This window comes from Nostoc sp. ChiSLP03a, from assembly GCF_034531215.2.
GTDB lineage: Bacteria > Cyanobacteriota > Cyanobacteriia > Cyanobacteriales > Nostocaceae > Nostoc.
On record NZ_JAVRBQ020000034.1, the window covers coordinates 55,292 to 78,755 of the forward strand.

Annotated in this window: 15 protein-coding genes; 8 read left to right on the forward strand and 7 right to left on the reverse strand. The window is 39.4% G+C overall.

What is annotated here, in order from left to right; genetic code table 11:
* The first annotated feature begins 255 nt into the window (after positions 1 to 255).
* Together RMY32_RS05185 and RMY32_RS05190 are read left to right on the forward strand one after the other, a co-directional pair.
* Positions 256 to 1,974 (forward strand): serine/threonine-protein kinase, encoded by a 1,719-nt coding sequence (locus tag RMY32_RS05185; protein WP_322715301.1) that lies wholly within the window; start codon positions 256 to 258, stop codon positions 1,972 to 1,974.
* Between the two features lie 193 nt (positions 1,975 to 2,167).
* Positions 2,168 to 2,482, forward strand: coding sequence for a YkvA family protein (locus RMY32_RS05190; protein WP_322715302.1), 315 nt, complete (start codon positions 2,168 to 2,170; stop codon positions 2,480 to 2,482).
* A 65-nt stretch (positions 2,483 to 2,547) separates the two neighbouring features.
* Here the strand turns inward: RMY32_RS05190 and RMY32_RS05195 are convergent, their stop codons facing one another.
* Positions 2,548 to 5,754, reverse strand: a complete 3,207-nt coding sequence (locus RMY32_RS05195) for a glycoside hydrolase family 15 protein (RefSeq protein WP_322715304.1) — start codon at positions 5,752 to 5,754, stop codon at positions 2,548 to 2,550.
* 973 nt (positions 5,755 to 6,727) lie between these two features.
* On the opposite strand from RMY32_RS05195, the gene RMY32_RS05200 reads away from it, so the two are divergent.
* The 4 genes from RMY32_RS05200 to RMY32_RS05215 all read left to right on the forward strand — a co-directional run bounded on the left by RMY32_RS05200 (position 6,728) and on the right by RMY32_RS05215 (position 11,642).
* Complete coding sequence (locus RMY32_RS05200) at positions 6,728 to 7,849, forward strand: glycosyltransferase (RefSeq protein WP_322715305.1); 1,122 nt, start codon at positions 6,728 to 6,730, stop codon at positions 7,847 to 7,849.
* A 434-nt stretch (positions 7,850 to 8,283) separates the two neighbouring features.
* Complete coding sequence (gene mgtE, locus RMY32_RS05205) at positions 8,284 to 9,636, forward strand: magnesium transporter (protein WP_322715307.1); 1,353 nt, start codon at positions 8,284 to 8,286, stop codon at positions 9,634 to 9,636.
* A 379-nt stretch (positions 9,637 to 10,015) separates the two neighbouring features.
* Positions 10,016 to 11,029 carry an aspartate carbamoyltransferase catalytic subunit gene (locus RMY32_RS05210; RefSeq protein ID WP_322715309.1) on the forward strand — a complete coding sequence of 338 codons (1,014 nt, stop codon included), beginning with the start codon at positions 10,016 to 10,018 and terminating at the stop codon, positions 11,027 to 11,029.
* Between the two features lie 172 nt (positions 11,030 to 11,201).
* The gene (locus RMY32_RS05215; protein WP_322715310.1) at positions 11,202 to 11,642 is read left to right on the forward strand and encodes a pentapeptide repeat-containing protein; all 441 of its coding nucleotides are present in this window, start codon (positions 11,202 to 11,204) and stop codon (positions 11,640 to 11,642) included.
* Between the two features lie 65 nt (positions 11,643 to 11,707).
* Here the strand turns inward: RMY32_RS05215 and RMY32_RS05220 are convergent, their stop codons facing one another.
* The 6 genes from RMY32_RS05220 to RMY32_RS05245 form a co-directional block, all read right to left on the reverse strand.
* Positions 11,708 to 13,048 carry a TldD/PmbA family protein gene (locus RMY32_RS05220; protein ID WP_322715311.1) on the reverse strand — a complete coding sequence of 447 codons (1,341 nt, stop codon included), beginning with the start codon at positions 13,046 to 13,048 and terminating at the stop codon, positions 11,708 to 11,710.
* Positions 13,049 to 13,236: 188 nt separating this feature from the next.
* Positions 13,237 to 14,709 carry a TldD/PmbA family protein gene (locus tag RMY32_RS05225; RefSeq protein WP_322715312.1) on the reverse strand — a complete coding sequence of 491 codons (1,473 nt, stop codon included), beginning with the start codon at positions 14,707 to 14,709 and terminating at the stop codon, positions 13,237 to 13,239.
* A 409-nt stretch (positions 14,710 to 15,118) separates the two neighbouring features.
* Positions 15,119 to 15,943, reverse strand: coding sequence for a glycosyltransferase family 2 protein (locus RMY32_RS05230; RefSeq protein WP_409882284.1), 825 nt, complete (start codon positions 15,941 to 15,943; stop codon positions 15,119 to 15,121).
* A gap of 45 nt (positions 15,944 to 15,988) precedes the next feature.
* Entirely contained in the window at positions 15,989 to 17,293 is a 1,305-nt protein-coding gene (locus RMY32_RS05235; protein ID WP_322715314.1) for an NAD(P)/FAD-dependent oxidoreductase, read from the reverse strand.
* 82 nt (positions 17,294 to 17,375) lie between these two features.
* Entirely contained in the window at positions 17,376 to 17,732 is a 357-nt protein-coding gene (locus RMY32_RS05240; RefSeq protein WP_322715315.1) for an EamA family transporter, read from the reverse strand.
* An 18-nt stretch (positions 17,733 to 17,750) separates the two neighbouring features.
* Positions 17,751 to 18,140 (reverse strand): EamA family transporter, encoded by a 390-nt coding sequence (locus RMY32_RS05245; protein ID WP_409882287.1) that lies wholly within the window; start codon positions 18,138 to 18,140, stop codon positions 17,751 to 17,753.
* Positions 18,141 to 20,722: 2,582 nt separating this feature from the next.
* On the opposite strand from RMY32_RS05245, the gene RMY32_RS05250 reads away from it, so the two are divergent.
* Together RMY32_RS05250 and RMY32_RS05255 are read left to right on the forward strand one after the other, a co-directional pair.
* Positions 20,723 to 22,882: a Tex family protein gene (locus tag RMY32_RS05250; protein ID WP_322715318.1), complete on the forward strand. Its 2,160-nt coding sequence runs from the start codon at positions 20,723 to 20,725 to the stop codon at positions 22,880 to 22,882.
* 13 nt (positions 22,883 to 22,895) lie between these two features.
* Positions 22,896 to 23,237 (forward strand): 2Fe-2S iron-sulfur cluster-binding protein, encoded by a 342-nt coding sequence (locus tag RMY32_RS05255; protein ID WP_322669500.1) that lies wholly within the window; start codon positions 22,896 to 22,898, stop codon positions 23,235 to 23,237.
* Positions 23,238 to 23,464: the final 227 nt, after the last annotated feature.

Consider the following 23,464-nt stretch of genomic DNA (forward strand, 5'->3'; position numbering starts at 1 on the left):
TCTCATGATTATTAAACGGGATTAGTCATACAGCAACAGAAGAATTAATAGAAGCGATGTCTAGGGGGATTGGGCATGGGCCAAACAGGGCATTGGGCATTGGGCATTGAGTATAAGAGGCTGAGGTGCAAAGAGGCTGAGGGGAAAACTTACTGCAATTTCTCCCCTGCTCCCCTGCTCCCCTGCTCCCTTGCTCCCCTACTCCCCTGCTCCCCTGCTCCCTTGCCTTGCTCCCCTACTCCCCACTCTCCTGTCATGAGCCTTTGTATCAATCCCGTTTGCCCTAAACCAAATCATCCGAATAATCAGCAAAACCGCTTTTGTCAAAGTTGTGGTTCCCATCTAGAATTGCTAGGGCGTTATCGGGTGACGTGCCTATTGAGTGACAAAACAGGTTTTAGTAAAGTTTATGAGGCATACGAACAAAATACCCCCAAAATTCTCAAAATACTCAAAGAAGATTTATCAGACAACGCCCAAGCAGTAGAACTATTTCAGCAAGAAATAACGGTGTTGGGACAATTCAAGCATCCTGGAATTCCCAAAGAAGATAGTTACTTCCAGTATCAAACCCGAAATGGTTTAGTGTTGCATTGCATTGCAATGGAAAAAATCGATGGCTACAACTTAGAACAGTGGCTACAGCAAAATAGCCCCATATCCCAAGAACAAGCCATAGACTGGTTAAGACAGTTGATAGAAATTTTAGATGTAGTACATAGCAAACAATACCTACATCGAGATATTAAGCCATCTAACATTATGATTAGATCCCCCCTTGAGGAGGGTTGGGGGAATCTAGTACTGATTGATTTTGGTACCGCCAATGAAATTAATAAAACCTACCAAGACCAACTAAGCAATGGCGACAAGATGACAGCACTTATGTCATCTGGCTACAGCGCCCCAGAACAAATGAATGGTCAAGCAGTACCGCAGTCAGATTTCTTTGCTTTGGGACGCACTTTTGTATTTTTGCTGACAGGATATCATCCTTTGGAGATGTATGATGTCCAGCAAAATTTGTTGCACTGGCAAAATCATGCGACCCATATTTCACCTTTACTATTGAATTTAATTGATTGGCTAACAGCATTAGATATAGAAAAACGTCCTGCCAGTACTCAAGAAATATTGCATTCACTAGAAGAAATAGAAACTCAATTAACAGACACGACTTCAACAAATAGTAATATCCGAGAAGTTTCTAATATTGAGCATTTAACTGGAGATATTAATAACAACTCATTATCTCCAAATAAGCAGTCGGAAAAAGTGCCGATATTGACATTTTTTGCAGTTTTATTAGTCATATTAGGGTTACTTAGTATAGTGAGTTTAGCCATACGCAAATCAGATTTACCTGACACATCTTATTACAGACAGTATCCAGAAAAAAAAGGTAATATCAATTACTTTTCTTATCAAGAAGGGAAGGATAGTCAGGGAAGGATAGCGGAATTTAATATAGCGGTTTTATCACTAAAATATAAATGGCTTTTAGGTAGCAACTTTCAACTTAAATCCAATGATGAAATTATTAGCATTGACCTTTTAAAGTTGAATTTAGAACAAGAAGGTATAGAGAATATAATGGAAGCTCCCAATGAAATTATCTCTGTCGGCACGGCTTCTTGTAAAGGTGATAGATTAATTCAAGAACGTGTGGCTTTAGAACGTTCTAAACAAATACAACTTTTGGTTAAAAAATTATTTATTAATACATCAAGTGTCAAAATTTATCGCTTATTGAATTTGGGTCAATTTCAACGGAGTGATTGTCAGGCAAATCAAGATTTAACGACATATCAAACAAGTGTGATAATTATTGGTGTTAAAAGAGAATCATCAGGTGTCATTCTTGACGAGGCGCTACGGAATAGGTTAGAAAAGAAGCCTTTTGCTGATTTTAAATTAGAAGATTATTCTTTGGGATCTGCACAGAAGTTTAAGACTATACCGAGCAATTTATAAAATCTTTAGTAAAGTAAAATCAGTATATAGGCATATCTCTTATGGCTAGAGCAGTAGATATCAGCACCAGATACTGTATTTGTCTTTGTTGACAGATTACTAGTAGCATCCTCCCAACTAACTAGGACGGTTATTCGCACCGTGAATTTTTAGAATAATTTGTCAAAATAAATGATAACTGGAGGTTCAAAATATGAAATTTTCAATCCAATCACTTTATACCTGGTATCGCAGTGTACTTCGTAACCCCAAATATCGTTGGTGGGTAATTTTAGGAACGTTGGTTTATTTGGTCAGCCCATTTGATGTTCTCCCAGATTTTATACCCGTTGTGGGACAGATTGATGATGTTTTCCTATTGACTCTGCTAGTTAGTGAAGTGTCTGGGCTAGTTATTGAGGGCTGGAAAGCTCGTAAGGGTGAGGTGGGTGCTGAAGTACCTAATACTACTGAGGGTTCTACCTCTAGTGGAAGCACTATTGATGTTGATGCTGTTTCTGTTAAGTAGTTTTAATAAAACCCCTGCTTTTGGAATCGGAGGTGGGGGATATTTTTTTTCAACGCCCTCTGTGTTTAAAAATCTTTCACAAACTCCGTTAAGAACCTGAATGCCTTCAAAATATAACTAGCGCAATCTCTAGGAGAAGTATTGTAAAACGATCGCCACGCACTCGCCTTATCCTCATCATAGCGATCGCTGCGTTGACTATGATTCTCTAACCACGCTAACCGCACCGCATGGCCAATTAACACATCCAATACGATATATTCTTCAATTTGCAGCTTGGGATTATTAGCCGCGATCGCTCCTAATTCGATTAATGCTTCAATATTAACTTGGCGATATTCTGGAGCTTCGATTTTATTCAGCAAATGCTCAACTAACAGCGCAAAATTCCTTTCCCCGGCTGTCATTTCCGACAACATTATCTCACTATCTAAACGATTGCGCCGCTCTAGTTTATCGCCAATTACTAGACCCTTGCAATGTTGCATTAATAGCCAAACTTGTTTAAAAAATTCTTTTGGTACGCGCCCCGTCGCACCCTCGGCTTGGCGAAACCGCCGCCAACCACCTGGCGGAACTTCTATCCCTTCGGCGATTCCTGGTGATACTACCCAAGCAATATCACTTTCTTTTTGTTTGACATGGAGTGATTCTTGCTGGCGCAACAGGTTACTCATACCAGTATATCCAGTTAATACCTGACGCAAGCGCATTTTCACTTCAAAGGGTGAAAGTTGCATTAAGCGATCGTAAGCTTCATCTTGAGTAACGTGCAATTCCCGCGCTAGTTCGCTGGTGATTAATAAGATCAGATAGCCAACTCTCAGCGTTAGTAGTCCTTGGAATAGTTCGGGTTCTGAGCGAATTAAGATACCAACATAGATTAAAATCTCTTGAGTGAGGACGCGATCGCGGATATCCTCACGACAAAAATGATTAATTTTATCAGCAATTTCATCGTGAGACATGGGTACGCTAATCAAGGACGCTTCACTGTAAGCTTTACCCACAGCAATTTGCTTACCCCGCACCAAAATACTCGTGACTGCATCTGATAGGCTGATATCAACCATTTGGCGTAACCCCGCAGCCCGACGCACTACTGCCCAAATGCTTAAATCTCCGGCTTTAGTGTAAACTTCATCAAGTAAATCGCCTACGGTGACAGGATATCCTGGGCCGCCATACCCCGTATCAAATTTCATTCCCTGCAAGCGAGTTAATGTTTGCAATAACTCGATTTGCTCGTAAATATTCTCTGATGAACGCAAGTAAGAAAGCAATAACCCCAAGTTAGTTTCGTACTCCATTTGAAATTCTTGGGTATGTCCTAAGCGCCAGTTTTTATCAGGATGATAAGCTAAATAATAGCAACGTGGGCTAGCATTTTTCACTGGCGATCGCGCGAATTCTGCATTTGGTAGAAAATCAATTCTTTGGATTCCGGCTGTTAACATTAGCTGATTTAGCCGCCCTAATTTCACCTGCACGCCGTTACAAACACCATCTTTGAGTTCTTGCATCAGTTCTAGTAATGCTTCAGAACCACTTTCTAACATGGTGTGCGTCAACATTAAAGTTAAGGTAGGACGACCTAAGTCGCTCCAATATTTTTGAATGTAAGCTAGTTCGCTTCTAATTTGATCCAGTAAAAAATGGTAATCAAGGGTTAAATAAAACTGTTGAGAGTCTGAAAAGGAAGGCAAAAATACAATTGTTTCACCGCTAATCCGAAAGATTCTCGATGTTGTCAAACTCCGCAACCGTCGCACTGGCCGCCCAGTTAAACCAAGTTTGTCGTTACGTCCAATTTGGGTATAAATAGCTGAAAACTCTTCAGCTTTTCTCACTTGAATCGGTTCTAATTGGGCGGGTGTTTGCGCTTCAATTCCGTGAACTTCTAGTTTCGTTTGTAAATCTTCATCTTCTGCTAACAAGGCAATTTGTACCAATGCTTCGCGCTGTTTGCCCACACACAAATTTCTTCCCAAAGGGTCGATATCACCAACTGCGATTAAACCTTCACTCAACATTTCACCGAGGAAATATAAACTCTGCGCCCACACCAAAGGAATATTTTCATTGGGCAAACGTGGTTGCGTTTGAGGTGTTAATTTTTCTGCCTCTATGTTTTCTGCACAAACATAATAAAGTTCTGGCAATAAACGCAAACCATTTTGTTCTATAAGTAATGATTTTAAAAGATTTTGGTATTTTTTAACTTGTTCTTGTTCACCGCGAAATAATCCATCTAGAACTAAATAAGTGAAAAATAACGGCCATTCACATTCAATATGCTCAAATTGCTTGAGTTCCCACGGTTCGTAGTGTAAGCGGTGATTATCTTCTAAAATGGTTTGGTGTCCATCACGCAGAAAGCGTTTGCAGCCGTATTTACCTGCAAGTTTATTGATAATATCGTTTAGGGTGCGATCGCGTAACTCCAAATCTTCTACCGCAAAGGCAGGATAACTAATAATACTTAACAGCGCCGCATCAATTTCTTTGGAACCAGATTCTCTCGGCAATAGGGATTCTAGTGTAATTCGGGCGCGGGCGATTTCATCTGGTAGCACATGAATCACCGATGCTTGACTACCACGCACACCAAACAAATCTAGTCCGTTGATAGCTTCTAAAGCAGCTTTTGCCATGCCTACAGAACTGGCATTTAATTCAGCATTTCCCCGATTAATTTTATTACCGCGTTCCCAAATGCCGTAATCTGGCGTGCGGTAAGCTCGTCCAATGTAGTAAACCAAATTTTGGACGAAATTTACTTCATCAATTGTATAAATTATTGGCAATCCCGCAGCCGTCATTTGCGCCAACATCAGCAAAAATATAGATGTGGCATCAAGTTGCAAATGTCCCCATTCATCATCACCAACAACAATGTCACCAGTCGCGGTATTATATTTGGCGTGCAGTCCATCTAGTAGCGACTGAGTATGTTTAAATGTCTCTACTTTATGAGCCTGTCGCATCATCGCAAATAGCAACCCACGCATCAGTTTAATGACACTGTGTTCTAGTTCATAGGTGCGTCCTTTGTCGTCGTCAATTTTGCGGTATGCAAGTCCTAAACCCCAAACTGCCAAAATGCTGTAAACATTGTCTCGCACCCAGGCATCTGTATAATCGCCGTGGGCTGTAATCGCTGTGCTTGCAGGTAGTAAACCGGTAATTGGATTTTGGCGAGTCAGGATAATCGTTTTGATTTGCTGGTAGTAATAGTCCAGGCGAGTTAGCAATTTGGTAGATGTTTTCATGGTTGGGTTTAGAAATACTTGCAAAATTTCACCCCTTAAAGGAGTGGGTTTCTTGCACTTGGGCTATGGAGAATGGGACATTGAGATGGGATTCTGTACCCTAAAGCATAGGGAAACGTAAATCTTCTCTAGAAATCTCGATCTCTGCGTGGGTGGAAAAATCCCTCCCAAGAAGTCCTTAGAAAGAGGAACTCTCAAGAGTTATTCAGTGCTGGGATGAGGTCAAAAAATCAGGAGTGCCTAACTTCGAAGGATGAGCTTATGGTAGTCTAAACTAAATCACTACTCCAAGGTTATGCTTATGCTGGTATAGACTAAATCATTTTTTTGCAAAAATATTTATTTAATAAATATAATTTTAATGTAGATATGTTTTAATATTAATGTGTTTGTGTTGGACATTCAGCAAATAATTGCAGTCAATCAAGGGAGGCTATCGTCAACCCAATCAAGTTTGATAAAAAATAGGGCTTATGCACTGTACAAATAAATCATCTTGTGCATTCACATCTAGACATCGGTTCAGCCTTTTACAAACCATATTTTATTAGTTGCGTAGGCGAGCATTTACCGCACCCATTGCAAAACTCTACCTAAAAGCCTTGAAAACCATAGTTGCTATTTTAGCTTCTCTGGCAATGCTTAAGTTATAAAAAACTAATTAGTTTGTTTACATAATAAATATCCTAGTTTGCTTTATTACACTGTAAGATATTTACTAAATAATAGTTTTAGGAATAATTATTTTACTTACTAACATAAATAATTGAAGCCCCGATCTAGATATTAGCTGGAAAAAACTAACAATTGTTATTGCTGTTCTGAATCAATCAGGTAATTACTATTTTATCCAAAATAGCAGCAGATAGAATAAAGGGCGTAAATATATAAAGAATTTAAAAGCTTTTTACCTAATATATTGTTTGTTTTTTGGAAAAATAAATATTAATCTTAAATAAATAGGAGTAACACAATGAAAACAGTTGGAATGTATCGTCGAGCTTATCCGAGAGTATCAGAAACTTTTATCGGAGAACAAGCCCATAATTTACAAACATACAAACCGTTATTTCTGACTTGTAAACTCTTAGAAGATATTCCTTTTGACAATATTGCTATTAGTAATAATGACCAATGGAAGATTAAGCAATTATTTCATATAATTTCTGCTTCACCAAATATGTTTGGCAAAGAAGCTGAACTAAAAAATCTAAAATTAATTCACGGACATTTTGGGCCAGATGGTATTTATGCAATGCGATTGGCAGAGAAATTAAATATTCCTTTCATCGTTACATTTTACGGTTTTGATATCACAGTTTCACGTCACTCTATGTGGCTGTCCGGTAATCCAGCATTTTATCAATTTCTTTTGCATGAAGAAGAATTAAAACAAAAAGCATCTAAATTTATCGCTTTTTCTAGTTTTTTGTATAAAAAGATGATTGAATATGGTTATCCTGAAGATAAAATTATTAAACTAAATAGTGGTATAGATTTAGATAAATTTGCTCCAGCCAGTGAATCAAAAGATGAAAGATATATTTTATGTGTAGGCAGACATACTGAAAAAAAAGGAATTGATACCCTATTAAAAGCCTTTGCCCGGATTGCCAATAAACATCCAGATGTGTCAGTTATCCAAATTGGAAATGGCACAATGACTGAAAAATTTAAAAGTCTAGCAGATGAGCTTGGTATTAGTAATAGAGTCAACTTTATGGGGGCAAAACCTTATGAAGTGATTCAAAAAACTATGAGAAATGCAGAAATATTTTCTCTACCCAGTCAAACAGCAAAAAACGGTGATAGCGAAGGTTTACCGCTTTCAATATTGGAAGCCGCCGCTTCTGGTTTACCAATAGCTTCTACCTGGCATAGCGCTATCCCTGATGCTATTTTAGATGGAGAAACTGGCTTTTTAGTTGATGAAAAAGACGATCGCTCTCTCGCAGAAAAATTAGATATTCTTTTGTCCGATCGGGCTTTAGCTAAAAGTATGGGTAAAAAAGGACGAGAGTTTATTTGCGAAAATTTTGATATTCGCAAGCAAACTGCAAAGCTAGAAGCTATTTATGATTTAGTAATTAGTTAACGACACTCAAGTAAGAGTATCTCAATTTAGATTACTGAACCTCAAACATTTGTTAATGAGCAGAAGTTTTCTAATGACTTGTTTAGAGACAACTCCCCTTTTTTTAGCCATCGTATGGTTATTTATTCGCGATCGCCAGTTTTCACAGATTATATCAGTGGAAAAACTTACTCTGATTAGGGAATAATTCCTCAAAAATCAGGGCAGCAAGCTCAAAAATGCAGATAAAACTACTAAAGATATAAAATTTTCTCTGTATCTACCGGAGAGCGCTGTTACGGGTTAGGATGATGACTAGCAATGCTTTAATTTAGCTATCGATATTGATTTGTTGAAATTTTATGGACCATAGTCCACAAGATGGCAGTATCAACCTCCTCTGAGCTGTGGTGAGGAAGTCTCCCAGCGCGGGGGAGACTTAGGAGATATATATCATGCTCACAGAAGATATTCGTGATTTGTTGACTGATACTACCGATTTAAACCAGTTGAAATGGGATTTAAATCGCTTGCAACCTGTGGATGTGGGAGACTACATTACACAATTGCCCGAACAACAACGGGCGATCGCATTTCGTTTACTCAACAAAGCTCAGGCAATTGATGTATTTGAATATCTGCCGACAGAGGTGCAGGAAGAACTAATTAATTCTCTGCATGATGTCCAGGTAGTACAACTTGTAGAAGCGATGAGTCCCGACGAACGGGCAGAATTGTTTGATGAACTACCGGCTGGAGTAATCAAACGGTTATTACAACAACTCAGTCTAGAAGAAAGGCAAGCAACAGCAACGATTCTCGGCTATGCAGAAGGTACGGCTGGGCGCGTGATGACAACCGAATATGTCCGCTTGCGCCAAGGATTAACTGTAGGTGAAGCTCTGAGCAAAATCCGCCGTCAGGATGAAGACAAGGAGACGATTTATTACGCCTACGTCACAGATGATAACCGGACGCTGGTGAGAGTAGTTTCACTGCGGCAATTGCTGTTTACTTTTCCCGATGTTTTCATTAAAGATATTGCTAGCGATCGCGTCATTAAAGTTAGAACCGAAACCCCTCAAGAAGAAGTAGCGCGAATTATGCAGCGCTACGACTTAATCGCGATCCCCGTGGTTGACCGAGAAGACCGATTGGTGGGCATTGTCACCATTGATGATGTCATGGATATTTTGGAAGAAGAAGCCACAGAAGATATCCAAAAACTGGCGGGTGTGAGTGGTGATGAAGCTGCTTTATCCTCTCCCTTACTCACCATTCGCAATCGCTTACCTTGGCTGTTGGGGATCATGGCTCTGTATATTGGTGCAGCCAGTGCGATCGCGCCTTTTCAATCTGTAATTGCCGCAGTGCCAGTTCTAGCAGTAATCATGCCGATATTTTCTAACACTGGTGGTACTGTCGGTATTCAATCATTAACGGTAACAATTCGTGGCTTGGGAGTGGGAGAAGTAACACCCAAAGATACCTTAAAAATTCTCCGCAAGGAACTTCTAGCTGGTTTAGGTACAGCTCTTGCTTTAGCCACAACGATGATCCTGCTTTCCTTGATTTGGGCGCGGCCTCAAGAGCGATGGGTGGCTTTAATTGCCGGAATGGTAATGGCAACTAATACAATTGTGGCTGTTACACTCGGCACTTTACTGCCAATGGGTTTGACACGGCTGAAGCTCGATCCTGCTTTGGTCAGTGGCCCATTAGTGACTACAATGCTAGATACAATTGGGTTTTTAACGTTCCTCAGCTTAATTTCTCTAGCTTTAAACGTTTTCCATTTACCAACTTGAAGGGATTGGGGATTGGGGATTGGGGACTGGGGATTGGGGATTGGGCATGGAGAAGAGACAAGGTAGACAAGGAAGAGGGGGGAGACTTGTTCAATAATTCCCCCTTGTCCTCCTTGTCCCCCTTGTCCCCCTTGTCCCCTTGTCTCCATCATCTCCCCCAGTCCCCAAATATGAAGAGATAAGGTAGACAAGGAAGAGGGGGGAGACTTGTTCAATAATTCCCCCTTGTCCCCTTGTCCCCTTGTTCTCTTGTCCTCTTGTCTCCATCATCTCCCCCAGTCCCCAATCCCCAATCCCCAATCCCCAGTCCCCAGTCCCCAGCCCCCAGTCCCCAGTCCCCAGTCCCCAATCCCCAGTCCCCAGCCCCCAGTCCCCAAATATGCCTACTACTACCTGGAATCGTCATCACATTCTTTCCCTAGCTGACTTTACTACCGCCGAATACGATACAGTTTTGCAAACTGCTGCCAGTTTTCAAGAAGTGCTATCACGGCGGACAAAGAAAGTGCCAACTTTGCAGGGACAAGTGGTGGCGAATTTATTTTTTGAATCGTCTACCCGAACTCGCAGCAGTTTTGAACTAGCAGCCAAACGTTTAAGTGCGGATACGCTGAACTTCGCTGCCGCCACATCTTCTATGACCAAGGGAGAAACAATTCTCGACACAGCGAAAACCTATTTGGCGATGGGAACTGATATTATGGTAGTCCGCCATCGAGAAGCAGGAGTACCAAATGCGATCGCGGCTGAAATGGATCGTCTCAGTGTCCGAGTTAGCGTCCTGAATGCTGGTGATGGTCAACACGAACATCCTTCTCAAGCACTGCTAGATTTATTTACCATAACTACTCTAATTGACCCAGACCGCCCCCGACTGGAACTTTTAAAGGGGAAAAAGATTGCTATTGTTGGGGATATTCTCCATTCTCGTGTGGCGCGATCGAATATTTGGAGTTTAATTGCTAGTGGTGCCGAAGTGCATCTGGCAGCACCGCCAACCCTCTTACCTAAATTCTTTGCCGAGTTTATCTCGGAGGAAGTAGAAGACAGAAATTATTCTCCCAATCCCCAACTATTTCTACATTGGCAGCTAGAACCAGCTTTGCAGAATGCAGATTTTGTCATGACTTTACGTCTGCAAAAGGAACGGATGACGGCTCATTTGCTGCCAAGTTTGCGAGAATATCACCAACTGTTTGGCATTACACGCACAAAACTGCAACTTTGTAAACCGAATGTCAAAGTTTTGCATCCAGGCCCAGTCAACCGTGGTGTTGAAATTAGTTCTGAATTGATGGATGACCCAGAATTTAGTCTCATTCAATCACAAGTTACCAGCGGTGTCGCTGTTCGGATGGCATTGTTGTACCTATTAGGTAGCGGCAAAGCTTAATATAATTTCAGTTTGAAATTTACTCCCATCGGACTACCTAACGGAAGAATACCTAGTCTCATCGAACTTATATATTCCTCCGATCGCATGAGGACAAAATTCTCTAATCTTGGCACACTGGTATCGTAGAAGATCGGGATTCAACGACTTCTAGAAGTGTCCGAGGTAAATTATGAAACGAATTTTTTTGACGGCAGCAGCCTTACTCAGCACGCTATCTTTAGCTGCTCCCATTCCCGTCAAAGCAGAAAATTCCGGCCCTGTCCGCCGCTTGTTGGAAACTAGAGAATGTTCTGGATGCAATCTAGTAGGAGCTAACCTCAAAGGCGCTCATCTAATCGGTGTTGACTTGAGAAATGCAAATTTAAAAGGAGCTAATCTCGAAGGTGCTAACTTAGAAGGTGCAGATTTAACCGGTGCTAATTTAAAGTCTGCTAATCTCACAGAAGCATTCGTCAGCGATACGATCTTAAATAATGCCAATCTTACCAACGTGAATTTGAGTAATTCCCGTTTATATAATAGTGATGTAGATGGTGCTGTTTTAGCTGGTATTGATTTAAGCGGCGCTGATGTATTTAATACTGCCATTAGCATTGGTGGTGAATACTAATGATCGGTCATGCTTTCCAAGTTAAGAGTTAAGAGTTTAACTCTTAACTCTCCACTTCCTAAGTTTTATTCGCCAGTAATCGATAGTTCATTAACCCAAATTTTCGGGCAAACTCCACCTGGCGTTAACTCTGGCTCTTTTTCTACATAAATAATTGACTTTAAGAGTTCCAAGAAATCGCCAGCAACAGTTGCTGACTCAATACTCGTCCTCACACCCTGATTAATTAGCCAACCATCAAACGGCAAAGAAAAGGAACCTTGCAAAGATTTAACTCCAGCATGGAGAGCTTGTAAATCATCAATAAAAATCACATTTTCAGCAGTTTCTAAGCTCAACTCTTGTTCAGGAGTTGCTGTTGAAAACACGTGATAAAAATTGGGACTAACGCTGACTTTTGCACCAATACTAGCATTACCCGTTGGCTGGGCATTTAACCTTTTGGCGGTGCCAGCACTATGGAGAAATCCTGTTAAAACGCCATTTTCAATCAACGAAATTTGACGAGTGGGTGTTCCTTCGCCATCAAAACTTTCGGCACCAACGTTAGCTGGGTGCAGTGCATCATCATAAACTGAAAGTAGAGGAGAAGCAATTTCCTTACCTAAATCATCAGGCGTAGATAGACTTTGATTGTCTAAAATACTTTGGGCATTGAACAGGTTAGAAAAAGCGCCCAACAGACTTAAGAAAGCTTCCGCAGAAAAAACAACTCGATATTTACCAGTTTTGATTTTTTCATAATTCAAGTGACTGATAGTTTTATCGGCAGTTTCTTTAATGCAACCATTAATATCTAGTTTATCTAAACTTTGGTTGATTCTAAAAGCGCCTGCACTGCGAGGTTTTTTGCCATCTTCCTCAGTTTTGCTATAAAGATAAACTGATGCCAAAGAGTGAGATTCAGTTCTTACTGCACCGTCGCTATTGAGATAAAATCTGTCAATATCTCTTTGAGACAAACCATTATAAGGTACACCTTTAATTGCTGGATGAGCTGCTAGTAATTCTTTTTCAGCTACCAACAATTTTTCTATAAGTTCAGCAACAGGTGCTTGAGGTGCTTTATGCAGGGGTTTACTTGGAATCGGAACAGTAGCCTCTGGACTAAAATCAGGAACATTCTCTTTAACACCAAAGAAACTGGCTTCGTAGGCAGTTTTCAAAGCTAATTCCAGTCCCTTGGGGTCTACATCTGTGGTGCTGGTCACACCCATTGTATTATCTTCATTCCAAACACGAACAGTAACACCAGAGCGGTTTGAAGCTTTGACTTGTTTCGGCTCACCTTGGTCTACTTGCACGCTAGTATCATCTACTGTTGAGCCATAAATGTCAAATTTTTTAATGCCAAGTTTATCAGCATTATCCTTAGCAGAATTTGCAATCTCATTGATATTCGGCATAGTCAATTTTGGATTTTGGATTTGAGATTTTGGATTGGAAACGATTTCATTTCTGATATTAAAGTTTGGATTTTGGATGTTATGACTTATATTTTTAGACCGATGACTCGTAATGCCAGCTGCTTTGTTCTAGGCTTAAACTCCTGCTCATTCACAATCCAAAATCCAAAATCTAAAATCTAAAATTCTTATCGTCCCCCTACAGTAATAGAATCAACCTTGATATGAGGTTGTCCGACTGTGGTGTAAATACTGCCACTGACCGAGCCACAAAAGCCTGGTGCAATTTCCAAATCTTGAGAACACATGGAAATTTTATTCATAATTTCCTTGGCTTCACCGATGAGAATTGCTCCTTTGAGTGGTTTGGTGATTTTGCCATTTTCAATTAAATAAGCTTCATCAACACTAAAGTTAAATTGACCTGTAGCACCAACGCTACCACCACCCATCTTTTTACAGTAAATACCTTTATCAACGGAGGCAAATAATTCATCATTGCTATATTCGCCAGAATCAATATAAGTATTACGCATCCGGCTAGCAGCGGCATAGGTATAATTTTGGCGGCGTCCACTTCCAGTTCTGGGGTGTCCGGTGCGCGAGGAACCTGTTCTATCTGCTAAGAAGTTTTTCAGAACGCCTTTTTCAATTAAGAGGGTTCTTTGAGCCGGCATCCCTTCGTCATCCATGTCAATTGTTCCGAAGGCATTTTCAGAGCGCCCTTCATCCCAGGCTGTCAAGCTTTCGTGGGCAATTTTTTCGCCTTTTTTGTCAGCAAAGGGAGTGGTATTGCGTTCAATTTGAGTGGTTTCGAGCAGGTGTCCGCAAGCTTCGTGGAAAATTACGCCGCCAAAGTGATTGGCCATAATAATTGGATAAGTACCCGATTCCACGTAATCTGCGTAGAGCATTTTTCCAGCCGATTCTGCTATTTTTTCGGCGGCTTGTTGAGAATCCCAGGTTCTCAAGAAGTTGGCATCACTAGTGTTACCTGCGCGATCGCCAATTGAGGTACGATTAGCACCATCAGCACACAATAAGTTAAATCCTACTGACTGGGTAAGGCGAATATCACGCGCAAAAGTCCCGTCACTAGCAGCGATTAAAACTTCTTGCCAATCCCGGAAATAGCTAGCACGGCGCGATTGGACGTGGCTAGCTTTTTGCTTCAGGTGGGCTGTACCATCTAGGAGGATTTCTCCCATTTCTCGGATGGAGCTACACATCGGTAGCCATGCATCTTTACCTCTTTTGGTGGCGTAATCCCTAAGTAATTCCAGGTTAATTTCTGGGATGAAAGCTTTAGCACTGGGTAGTTGTAATCCCAAGATAGAAAGACCTTTTTCTAAGGCCGCTTTCAAACCAGAAAACGAAAGGTCATTAGTGCTCACGTAGCAGTCAGCTTTGCCGCGAAATACCCTGACTCCCGCGCCTGTAGACAGACTGGGTGAAATACTCGTGATTGCGTCATCTTCTGCAAGAGAACTAATATAGTTGCGACGCTCTAAAAATAATTCGATGAAGTCAGCACCAGCGGCGCGTCCTAGTCCCAGAAGGGTAGCCAGGGGGGCTTCCCAGGTTTCATCGAAACGCTCTGGTGTGGAGGAATATTGGAGAGTGGGAAGTTGATTCGAGAGAAGTAGCGTACTTGTAAGCATGAGTAGCCTCGTCTGCTGGCGTAGTTCAGAGATTTGACTGAAAAATCCTAGTGTGTTCAGTCTAACAAATGAGCAAAAGCCACAGTTGCCAGAAAAATGTGTGGATTTCCCTCCTCTTCAGCAACACCTTGGTCAATCAGGCTACAGACTAGCAATTTAGGACTATTTGAAGAATTCAGAAGTCAGAATTTAAAAGCGGAGCCAAGAAAGCTCCGCTAAGGGTTTAAGTGTAAAATGAAATACACTTATATATTTATCTGCTACTCTTCTCACCGAAGGGAGTTAGCGTCAAATAGAATAAATTCCATCTATGGCGAGAATATAGAAGCTTCTTGACAACTAACTCATGTTAAATATGCAATTTTGTTTGCTGATTAACTTAATTTAATCCAGATTCTTCTTCTCAGGTTTATTTACGATTTCCTATTTTCAGGGGAATTCTGACTGTTTCTTGCTCTTTGAAAGTCTGACCTAAATTGGAAGTTGGCTGTGTTGATGCTAAATTCTTAAACAAAAGCTTTAGTGTTCGAGTAATAGTTTTAAGAATTTTCATTTTGCTAGCAGTCGGCTTTTGATCGTATCTCAAAACCATTGGAATTTCTACGATTTTTGGTTTGAGGGCTTTGGCTTTCAGTAGTAAATCTATCATGCAAGCAAATCCACTTTCAGTGAATAGATTGTCGCCATAATATATGTCCAGTTTATTGAGGAAAGTACGGTTATACAGTCTGTAACCACAAGTGTAGTCTTTTACACCTGGGACACGAGCGGCAATTCTGAAAAGCCAGCTGGCTCCGTAACTCAGCAGCTCTCTAAATTTTGATAAGCCTATGACTTTAGAACCTTTTCGATATCTAGATGCGATCGCAATATCATAGCTACCAGCTATCATAGTGTCATACATTTTTATTAATAGCTCTGGTGGTTGAGTATTATCGCAATCCATCGCAGCTAAGAAATCACCTTCTTTAGAAATTTCCAAGAAAGTCGTAAAACCTGTTTTAATTGCTTGACCTAAACCAGCATTTTTGGGATGTTGGACTAATTTTAGTAATATACCTAGTGATTGAGATTCATCTATTGCAGTCTGAGCAGTTCTATCGCTACTGCCATCATCGACAAGAATCAGTTCTATCTCTATATTAAAGATTTGCTGCAATGTTTGAAACTTTTTGAACAAGGGGCGAATAGATTCTTGCTCGTTATATGCGGGTAAAAGAACAAAAAGACTCATAAAAACCTCGTATGATTTTTCAATGAAAATGTGATTACTCAAATTTCAAGAATTCAGTAATGGTGATTTTTTGAGAAATTCATCGACTTGTCGAACTACTGCGTTGTTATTGACGCTATCATTGACCAGCTGTGAGGTATTGACAACGAAAAAATCATCGTTTTCAGTACTCACTTTGGGAACAAGGCTGGAATAATTTAAAACTTGTAGTGGCTGTACTTTAATCGCTCGATTAATATGTGCCGCTACAATGTCATCGGCTTTGAGTTCGGGGAACATTAAACGTATACCTTGGAAAAATATTGGACGTAATTCGTCATCTGGTCGTTTTAACAACAAGTCAGTGGAAAGGATATATTTTGGTAGGAATGTCATGTGATACCCTGCTGTCTCTTGTAAAGAAACTAAATTACTCATACCGATAACTCCGGTAAAAGGAATATTTTTATCAGCAATATTCACTACGTAATAAGGAATTAGAGGCTTACGAGTAATCAGTACCATACAGATTACACCCAGGTATTCTACTGTTTCAGTAGTGTCTGCAACTTTCACCAGTTCCCTCGCAGCAACCTGTTGCAAGATATTAACTGGTCCAGTAAAGATGACTTTATCAAAATGCTCTTTTTTACCCTGATATTCTACCCACATTCCACCCCCTGGATGAGGTGCGATATATTCAACCGCAACACCTTTGTGGATATGACCTCCAGCCGCATAAATTAATTTTTCTATATGGTCAAAAACAGTTTTATAACCGCCTGAGACATAACCGAGTTGTTCTTTATTTAATGAAGAATCGCGCGCTGAAAATAGTCGTTTGATATAAGCCCAAATAAAAACTGCTGATATTCGCTTATAGTTGTCTCCTAATTTGGATAAAAGCAAAGGTTTCCAGAGTTTTTCGTATGTGTTTTTACCACCGAGTTTCAATAGCCAATCTTCCACTAAAATCTTCTCTAAGCGCCGCCAGTTATTCAGGCGCGAACCATATAGGAGAGTAAAAGCTAATCTGATTTTATCTAGAAGTCCAAATAGAGGAAAACGCAGAAATTCTATAGTGTTACTAATAGAATAAAACTTTCTATTGTCATAAAAGCCTGTTAAGCTTCTATGCCAATGCAGTTTATCTCCAAGACCAATATCTCTGATAAAATTTATTAAGTGAGTATCAGAAGGTAGGATGACGTGATAAAAGCGATCCCAGGTAAATAATCCGTAATCATGATAGGTAGTAAGTCCACCAAGCTGCTTATTACTATCAAAAACAGTGATTTTATGTCCTTGATGTGAAAGACGTTGAGCTAATACTAGCCCAGTGATGCCTCCGCCAACGATACCTATATTCATAAATTAAATTTAGATTTTGTGAAAATGTTTTAGAGGATGATGTTCAAAAACTGTTAATATTAATAATCTGAATCATAAAAGATTAATGTACGACTAGAATTACGCCAGTTATAATAACGGAAATCCCTAACCATTGGCTAAAAACAACTTCTTCTTTTAAAAGATAGTGAGAAGCAATGGGTACAAATGCATACATTAATCCTAAAACTGGAAAGGCTTGACTTAAAGGAATTGTCCGCAATACATAAAGCCACAATATAGTCATAAATGCATAGCAGATAAACCAAATTAAAAAATAACGAGATAATAAGAGATTTTTGAGAGAGCCGCTTTCTCCTTTATGAGAGTTAGAGATGTAAAGTCCATACTTGAGTGAGAGTTGAGCAGTTGTTCCAAACAAAACAACAAGCATTAAATTTAGCCAAGTAAAAATACTCATTTTTAATTTTTTAAGTAATTATCTAAATTTGAGCTTTTTTATGGGGTTAACTACTAAAAGAACACCCAAGAATATAGTGATGACTCCTACTATTCGAGTTAGCGTAATCACCTCATTAAAAAAGTAATATGAGCCGAAAAGTATTCCAACATAATTTAAACTCGTCAATGGATAGGCAATACTTAATTTTACAAATCGCAGAGCCAATATCCAATTTACTATTCCTAAACAGTAGACAGTAATAGCTAATGATAATTTTTGAAGAAAATCCCAAGTAAATACTCCCTCATTTGTATAAATCATGGCATTTTTCATTAGCAGTTGTCCACAGATACTAAGTAAAATACTTACAAATAAAATAATATAAGGGATTATTTTAAAGTTTGAACTTTGCGATATGGATTTCATAGTACTTTGCCTTAATAAATATAGTAGGTATGAACCGGATAGTAAAAAATCAGTCGTTCTAAACGTTTCATATCTCGGCAACACTTCTCTACAATTCGATCTCCACTTCAGTAAATAGACAAAAAATTAAGAAGGCTATGTTGAAGTGACTGATATCAAAACGATCTTTGAAGCTCATACCCTAGAGTTAAACACTAAATCCTATGTAATATTCTAGGATGGTTGCTCTATGATGGTAGCGTTCGATATGATTGGTAGTAAAGCAGGTTTAATTGTTTGACTGGATTATATTCCCAACCAAACCAGTTTATTGCTTGACAATTGGCACAATCAATTTAGAGTTTGCCTAACTGTAAGTTACACATATTTTCTGTGCTACCCAGGTTTGCTCTGACACTATTTTTAGCGCGATCGCGATAATCTAATAGTGGATGCAGACATAGAGAAAGTTGAGAAGTTTGTCATAAACTCTCTATACATACACAAAATTTGCAGTGTGCGTAGGTGTAGCCAGTCGTAAACATCGCTGATGTTGAACTTTGATTCCACCCACATATTCAACAGATGCACCTAAATCAAAATGGATTACCATAATTTTTGATTAATCCATTCTTAACTTTCTATCAGTTGTATCCTGCTGTAGAAATCTTTTGAAGATACCATTGATATTCTCAAGCTATAAAACTTAGCTGGATCGAGAAATATTCTCTATTTGCTCCAAAAAAGTTGATTAATGTACTGACATATCATAAAATTTATCCCGGCTCACAGACATATCTGTAATCTCGGCTGGCAATTAAGCCGATTTATAAAAGTAATGGTTTTTACTCAAATCGAGTATGTATACGTGCTCTTTTTGGGCATGGGAACACAAGAAGTAATACAAGTCTGACTGGCTGCGTAAATCAATAGAGAGATAAATCAATCTACACTACAGTAATACGCTTTACAGATTTATGGGAAATTTTACTGGATGTCCAAACGGAGCTTTTTTACAAAACAACTAATGCAAACTAGAGTTGGCTAATCTAACTTTAAATTGAGATTGCTTGCATTGAATTTGAGATATTTCTACATCATCTAGCATTAATTTCGCTTGACTTTTCCACGTGATTTTATTTAAATAGGCTTTTTCCTCCAAATTTATTGTTACATGTAATTACTTACTAGAATACCATGAGAAAGGTATGTTGCAAATTTATCGCGATACTTTATCAAAAATTTATTTACTGACAAATACAATTAAACAAAAACTTCATAAAATAAAAATCTTGCTCTCTTATTAATTTTTGCCTGGATAATTTGTACATTTATGAAGTAATTTATAGTACTAAACTTGTATAGGTAAAGAGTTAGTATTAAACTCGATCGTTGCAAACCTTATAGTTGACCCAAGGGAAATTGAAACTTGAACAAGATTACTTCTTGCGTTGATAGTATTACACCAAGCTACATTAAATTACAAGCTGAATTTTTAGATGACAATCGAGAGTTTGAATTATTTTTTCTCTATTCACAAAAAAATTCATCTAAATCTACATACTTCAGATAGAGTTAGTAGTCTGCCAATTTTCCTTGGCTGGGTAGAGGCTTTATTATTTTGACTGATTATCCTCATCAAATTCTGTTGGTAATAATGATTACCAATCCAAACTGAATCTGCCAAGATATTAATGCTTGAGATAAAATCAAGCTAATCGCTGCAAAGTAGGTAATTTCATTGGCACTCTTTTTGAACAACCAGGTAGTAGCTCAAATAGTACATAATGGTATAAAGAAAAACAACGTTAAGTTCTCTTGGTTGAATAGAGGTTTCTCTAGGTTGTTTTCCTATTGTTTGGACTCATTGTTTTGCAAAAGTCTGTTGGTAATGACGAAGACAATGATTAAGAATCCAAACTGAATTTGCCAAGGTGCTAATATTAAACTTAAGATCAAGCTAATCGCTGCGAATACACCTGCAAGATATGCTATTTCATCAGTACTATTTTTGAACAAGTAGCCTGTAGCTAAAGCAGTACATAGTGGTATCAAGAAAAACAAAAGCATTTTACTAACCTCTGAACTAAAGGTTGTAGTGTTTTTAGAACAAATTTTTTGGAAGTGTGGTTAATCTTACATCCAATAAGGTTTTGGCTACAACAGTCGAGCGAAATAAATATTATAGAAAATCAAGATTATGCAAAGTTGTATTTTATGCCAATTGGAATAATTATTGCAATAGATGAAGCGCCAAAAGCTTGACAACTCTTATTCTGTGTTCGAGTGTGCGTAGCAAGATTTAAAATTTGGTACGAGATGCTACGCGAGATTGCGTGGTGTTTAGTAACAGACAATTCCTGTGGGTGATGCTACTTTTGTCCTTCTCGTGACTTAGCCAAGCTGGGTTGTGCTAGACAAATTCTCATTCATCTACGCAAATTGGAAGGGTTATAAAACTTGCGTAGCTGGGTTTTGTCTATTTGGCCAATTACACTCTTGCGAACAATCATCTGGTAAATTAGCTTAAAACTTTGGACTTGCGCCAGGATAAGGATCTAGCATATTACCTTTAGAAGTAGCATTTTCATTTTAGACACCTAATGCTGAACATTCCTCAAATACTGGCAACTGAAATCAACCTCAAATCCCATCAGGTGCAAAACGCGCTGGAACTTTTGGCGGAGGGTGCAACAATTCCCTTTATTGCACGTTACCGCAAAGAACGCACCGATGAGATGAATGAAGTGCAACTACGCGAACTGGCCGATCGCTATACTTATTTAACAGAACTGGAAGAACGAAAATCGGTTATTTTAAGTGCGATTGCCCAACAAGGTAAACTTACAGATGAACTCAAAGCCAAAATCTCATCCTGCTTACAAAAAACCGAACTTGAGGATTTATATCTACCCTATCGCCCAAAGCGCCGCACCCGCGCCACTATCGCCAGAGAAAAAGGACTCGAACCACTAGCAGAGTTCATCAAGTCGTTAAATATCAAAAATGCTGCAATTGCATCCTTGGAGTCAGAAGCGGCTAAGTATATTTCGGAGGCGCAGGGAGTAAAAACAGCAGAAGAAGCACTCAAAGGTGCTGCTGATATTTTGGCAGAAGAAGTAGCTGAAAAAGCTGAGTTACGCGCATATATCCGCGATTATCTTTTAGAAGAAGGGGTATTTGTCTCCCGCATCAAAGATGATTATCCCGAAGGTGCAACCAAATTTGAGATGTACCGTAACTATCAAATTAAGGTAAAAAATATTGCACCACACAATATGCTGGCGTTGTGTCGGGGTGAAACTGAAAAAATATTAAGCTTTGAAATTGCTTTCGATGAAGATGCGGTACTTTACTATCTTGAGTCGAAAGAGATCAAAACCAAAGTCCGGACAATTCGAGATTTTTATCAGGCGATGCTGAAAGATGCATTCAACCGCTTGATGAAAATCTCTCTTATGGGAGAGGTTATTGCTGAGAAAAAAGTTTATGCAGACATAGAATCAATTAAGACATTTGAAACTAATCTGCGGGAGTTGCTGCTATCTGCACCAGCAGGGATGAAACCAACCCTGGCGATAGACCCTGGTTTTAGAACTGGGTGTAAAGTTGCTGTCCTCGACCAAACGGGAAAATTTTTGGAATACCAAGCGGTTTTTCCTCACCAAGCGGCTGAACAGCGACTCAAAGCTGCACAAACTGTCAAAAATTTAATTGAAAAATACAAGATTGAGTTAATCGCCATTGGTAACGGTACAGCGTCCCGCGAGACAGAGGAATTTGTCACGCAAGTATTGCAAAATATAGAACGCAAACCAGTTAAGGTGATGGTGAATGAATCTGGCGCATCTATATATTCTGCAAGTACTGTAGCGCTAGAAGAGTTTCCCGATTTAGATGTTACCGTGCGCGGTGCAATTAGTATTGGCCGCCGTTTGCAAGACCCCTTAGCAGAACTAGTGAAAATCGATCCCAAATCTATTGGTGTGGGACAATATCAGCACGATGTCGATCAGAAATTGTTGAAAAAGAAATTGGATGACACTGTAGAAAGCTGCGTTAACTACGTCGGCGTAGACTTAAACACTGCATCCAAAGAACTTTTAACTTCCGTCTCTGGGATTACGGCAACAGTTGCCAATAATATTGTCGCTCATCGCAACCAGCATGGAGCCTTTAAAAATCGCCGACAACTGTTGAAAGTTCCGAAGTTGGGGCCAAAAGCATTTGAACAAGCAGCGGGTTTTCTGCGGATTCGCGGCGGTGATAACCCTTTGGATAATACAGCAGTGCATCCAGAGAGTTATTCTGTAGTAGAAGCGATCGCATCCGATCTAAATGTGCCATTAAATCAGGTAACACAAATTGCCGAAAAACTCAAAAAGACCAATTTGAAGAAATACGTTACCGATAGCGTCGGCGAACCCACACTGCGCGACATTCTCAACGAACTCGAAAAACCAGGTAGAGATCCTCGGGCTGAGTTTAAGTATGCCACTTTCAAAGAAGGAATTAACGAAATCAGGGACTTAAAGGTGGGAATGGAACTAGAGGGAATCGTGACGAACGTCGCCAACTTCGGTGCTTTTGTCGATATCGGCGTACATCAAGATGGCTTGGTGCATATATCCCAACTTGCTGATAGATTTGTAGACGATCCCAATAAAATTGTCAAAGTTGGACAAGTAGTGAAAGTGCAGGTGTTAGAAATCAACGAGAAACTCAAACGGATTAGTTTGTCGATGAAAGCAGTTAAACAATAATTAGAAACAGCAGATGGCAGTTTATCAAGTTCGATTTATCAATCCTACACTTGGATTAGATCGCACCATTCCAGTACCAGACGATCAATATATTCTAGATATGGCGGAAGAAGCTGGTATCCGCTTACCATCTGGGTGTAAACAAGGCGAATGTTCTGCGTGTATTGCTAAACTTATTAGTGGTGAAATCGATCAAAGCGAGCAAAAATTTCTGCGTCCAAGTGAAATACAGGCTGGTTATGTTGTTACTTGTGTAACTTACCCTTTGTCTGATTGCACTTTAGAAACCCATCAAGAACAAGTCTTATATAAATCAGCCCTTTACTATAAGCCTGAGTCGGGAAAACCTGAGTGATTTTTGCCTTGTGACATTAAATTAATCTTAAATTTCTAGGGTGTGTTAAGTTTGTTTAACGCACCCTTCAAAACATTGCAATATGTTAAACATCTTCAGAAATTAATATGTGTTATCCACAATCCTTATAGAGAGGTAGTACTGCTATGTCTTTACTCCTATGTCTAATGTATAGGCGTACAGATGCGCCCACAAAATGTATTTAAAACCGCTATATTTTTCTCAAC

What these genes read in the sequence shown, in the direction of transcription:
- RMY32_RS05210 (WP_322715309.1), top strand. Translation starts at nt 10,016, where the DNA reads ATGCCTACTACTACCTGGAATCGTCATCACATTCTTTCCCTAGCTGAC.
- RMY32_RS05200 (WP_322715305.1), top strand. Translation starts at nt 6,728, where the DNA reads ATGAAAACAGTTGGAATGTATCGTCGAGCTTATCCGAGAGTATCAGAA.
- RMY32_RS05215 (WP_322715310.1), top strand. Translation starts at nt 11,202, where the DNA reads ATGAAACGAATTTTTTTGACGGCAGCAGCCTTACTCAGCACGCTATCT.
- RMY32_RS05235 (WP_322715314.1), bottom strand. Translation starts at nt 17,293, where the DNA reads ATGAATATAGGTATCGTTGGCGGAGGCATCACTGGGCTAGTATTAGCT.
- RMY32_RS05255 (WP_322669500.1), top strand. Translation starts at nt 22,896, where the DNA reads ATGGCAGTTTATCAAGTTCGATTTATCAATCCTACACTTGGATTAGAT.
- mgtE (WP_322715307.1), top strand. Translation starts at nt 8,284, where the DNA reads ATGCTCACAGAAGATATTCGTGATTTGTTGACTGATACTACCGATTTA.
- RMY32_RS05195 (WP_322715304.1), bottom strand. Translation starts at nt 5,754, where the DNA reads ATGAAAACATCTACCAAATTGCTAACTCGCCTGGACTATTACTACCAG.
- RMY32_RS05225 (WP_322715312.1), bottom strand. Translation starts at nt 14,709, where the DNA reads ATGCTTACAAGTACGCTACTTCTCTCGAATCAACTTCCCACTCTCCAA.
- RMY32_RS05185 (WP_322715301.1), top strand. Translation starts at nt 256, where the DNA reads ATGAGCCTTTGTATCAATCCCGTTTGCCCTAAACCAAATCATCCGAAT.
- RMY32_RS05250 (WP_322715318.1), top strand. Translation starts at nt 20,723, where the DNA reads ATGCTGAACATTCCTCAAATACTGGCAACTGAAATCAACCTCAAATCC.
- RMY32_RS05245 (WP_409882287.1), bottom strand. Translation starts at nt 18,140, where the DNA reads ATGAAATCCATATCGCAAAGTTCAAACTTTAAAATAATCCCTTATATT.
- RMY32_RS05230 (WP_409882284.1), bottom strand. Translation starts at nt 15,943, where the DNA reads ATGAGTCTTTTTGTTCTTTTACCCGCATATAACGAGCAAGAATCTATT.
- RMY32_RS05240 (WP_322715315.1), bottom strand. Translation starts at nt 17,732, where the DNA reads ATGAGTATTTTTACTTGGCTAAATTTAATGCTTGTTGTTTTGTTTGGA.
- RMY32_RS05220 (WP_322715311.1), bottom strand. Translation starts at nt 13,048, where the DNA reads ATGCCGAATATCAATGAGATTGCAAATTCTGCTAAGGATAATGCTGAT.
- RMY32_RS05190 (WP_322715302.1), top strand. Translation starts at nt 2,168, where the DNA reads ATGAAATTTTCAATCCAATCACTTTATACCTGGTATCGCAGTGTACTT.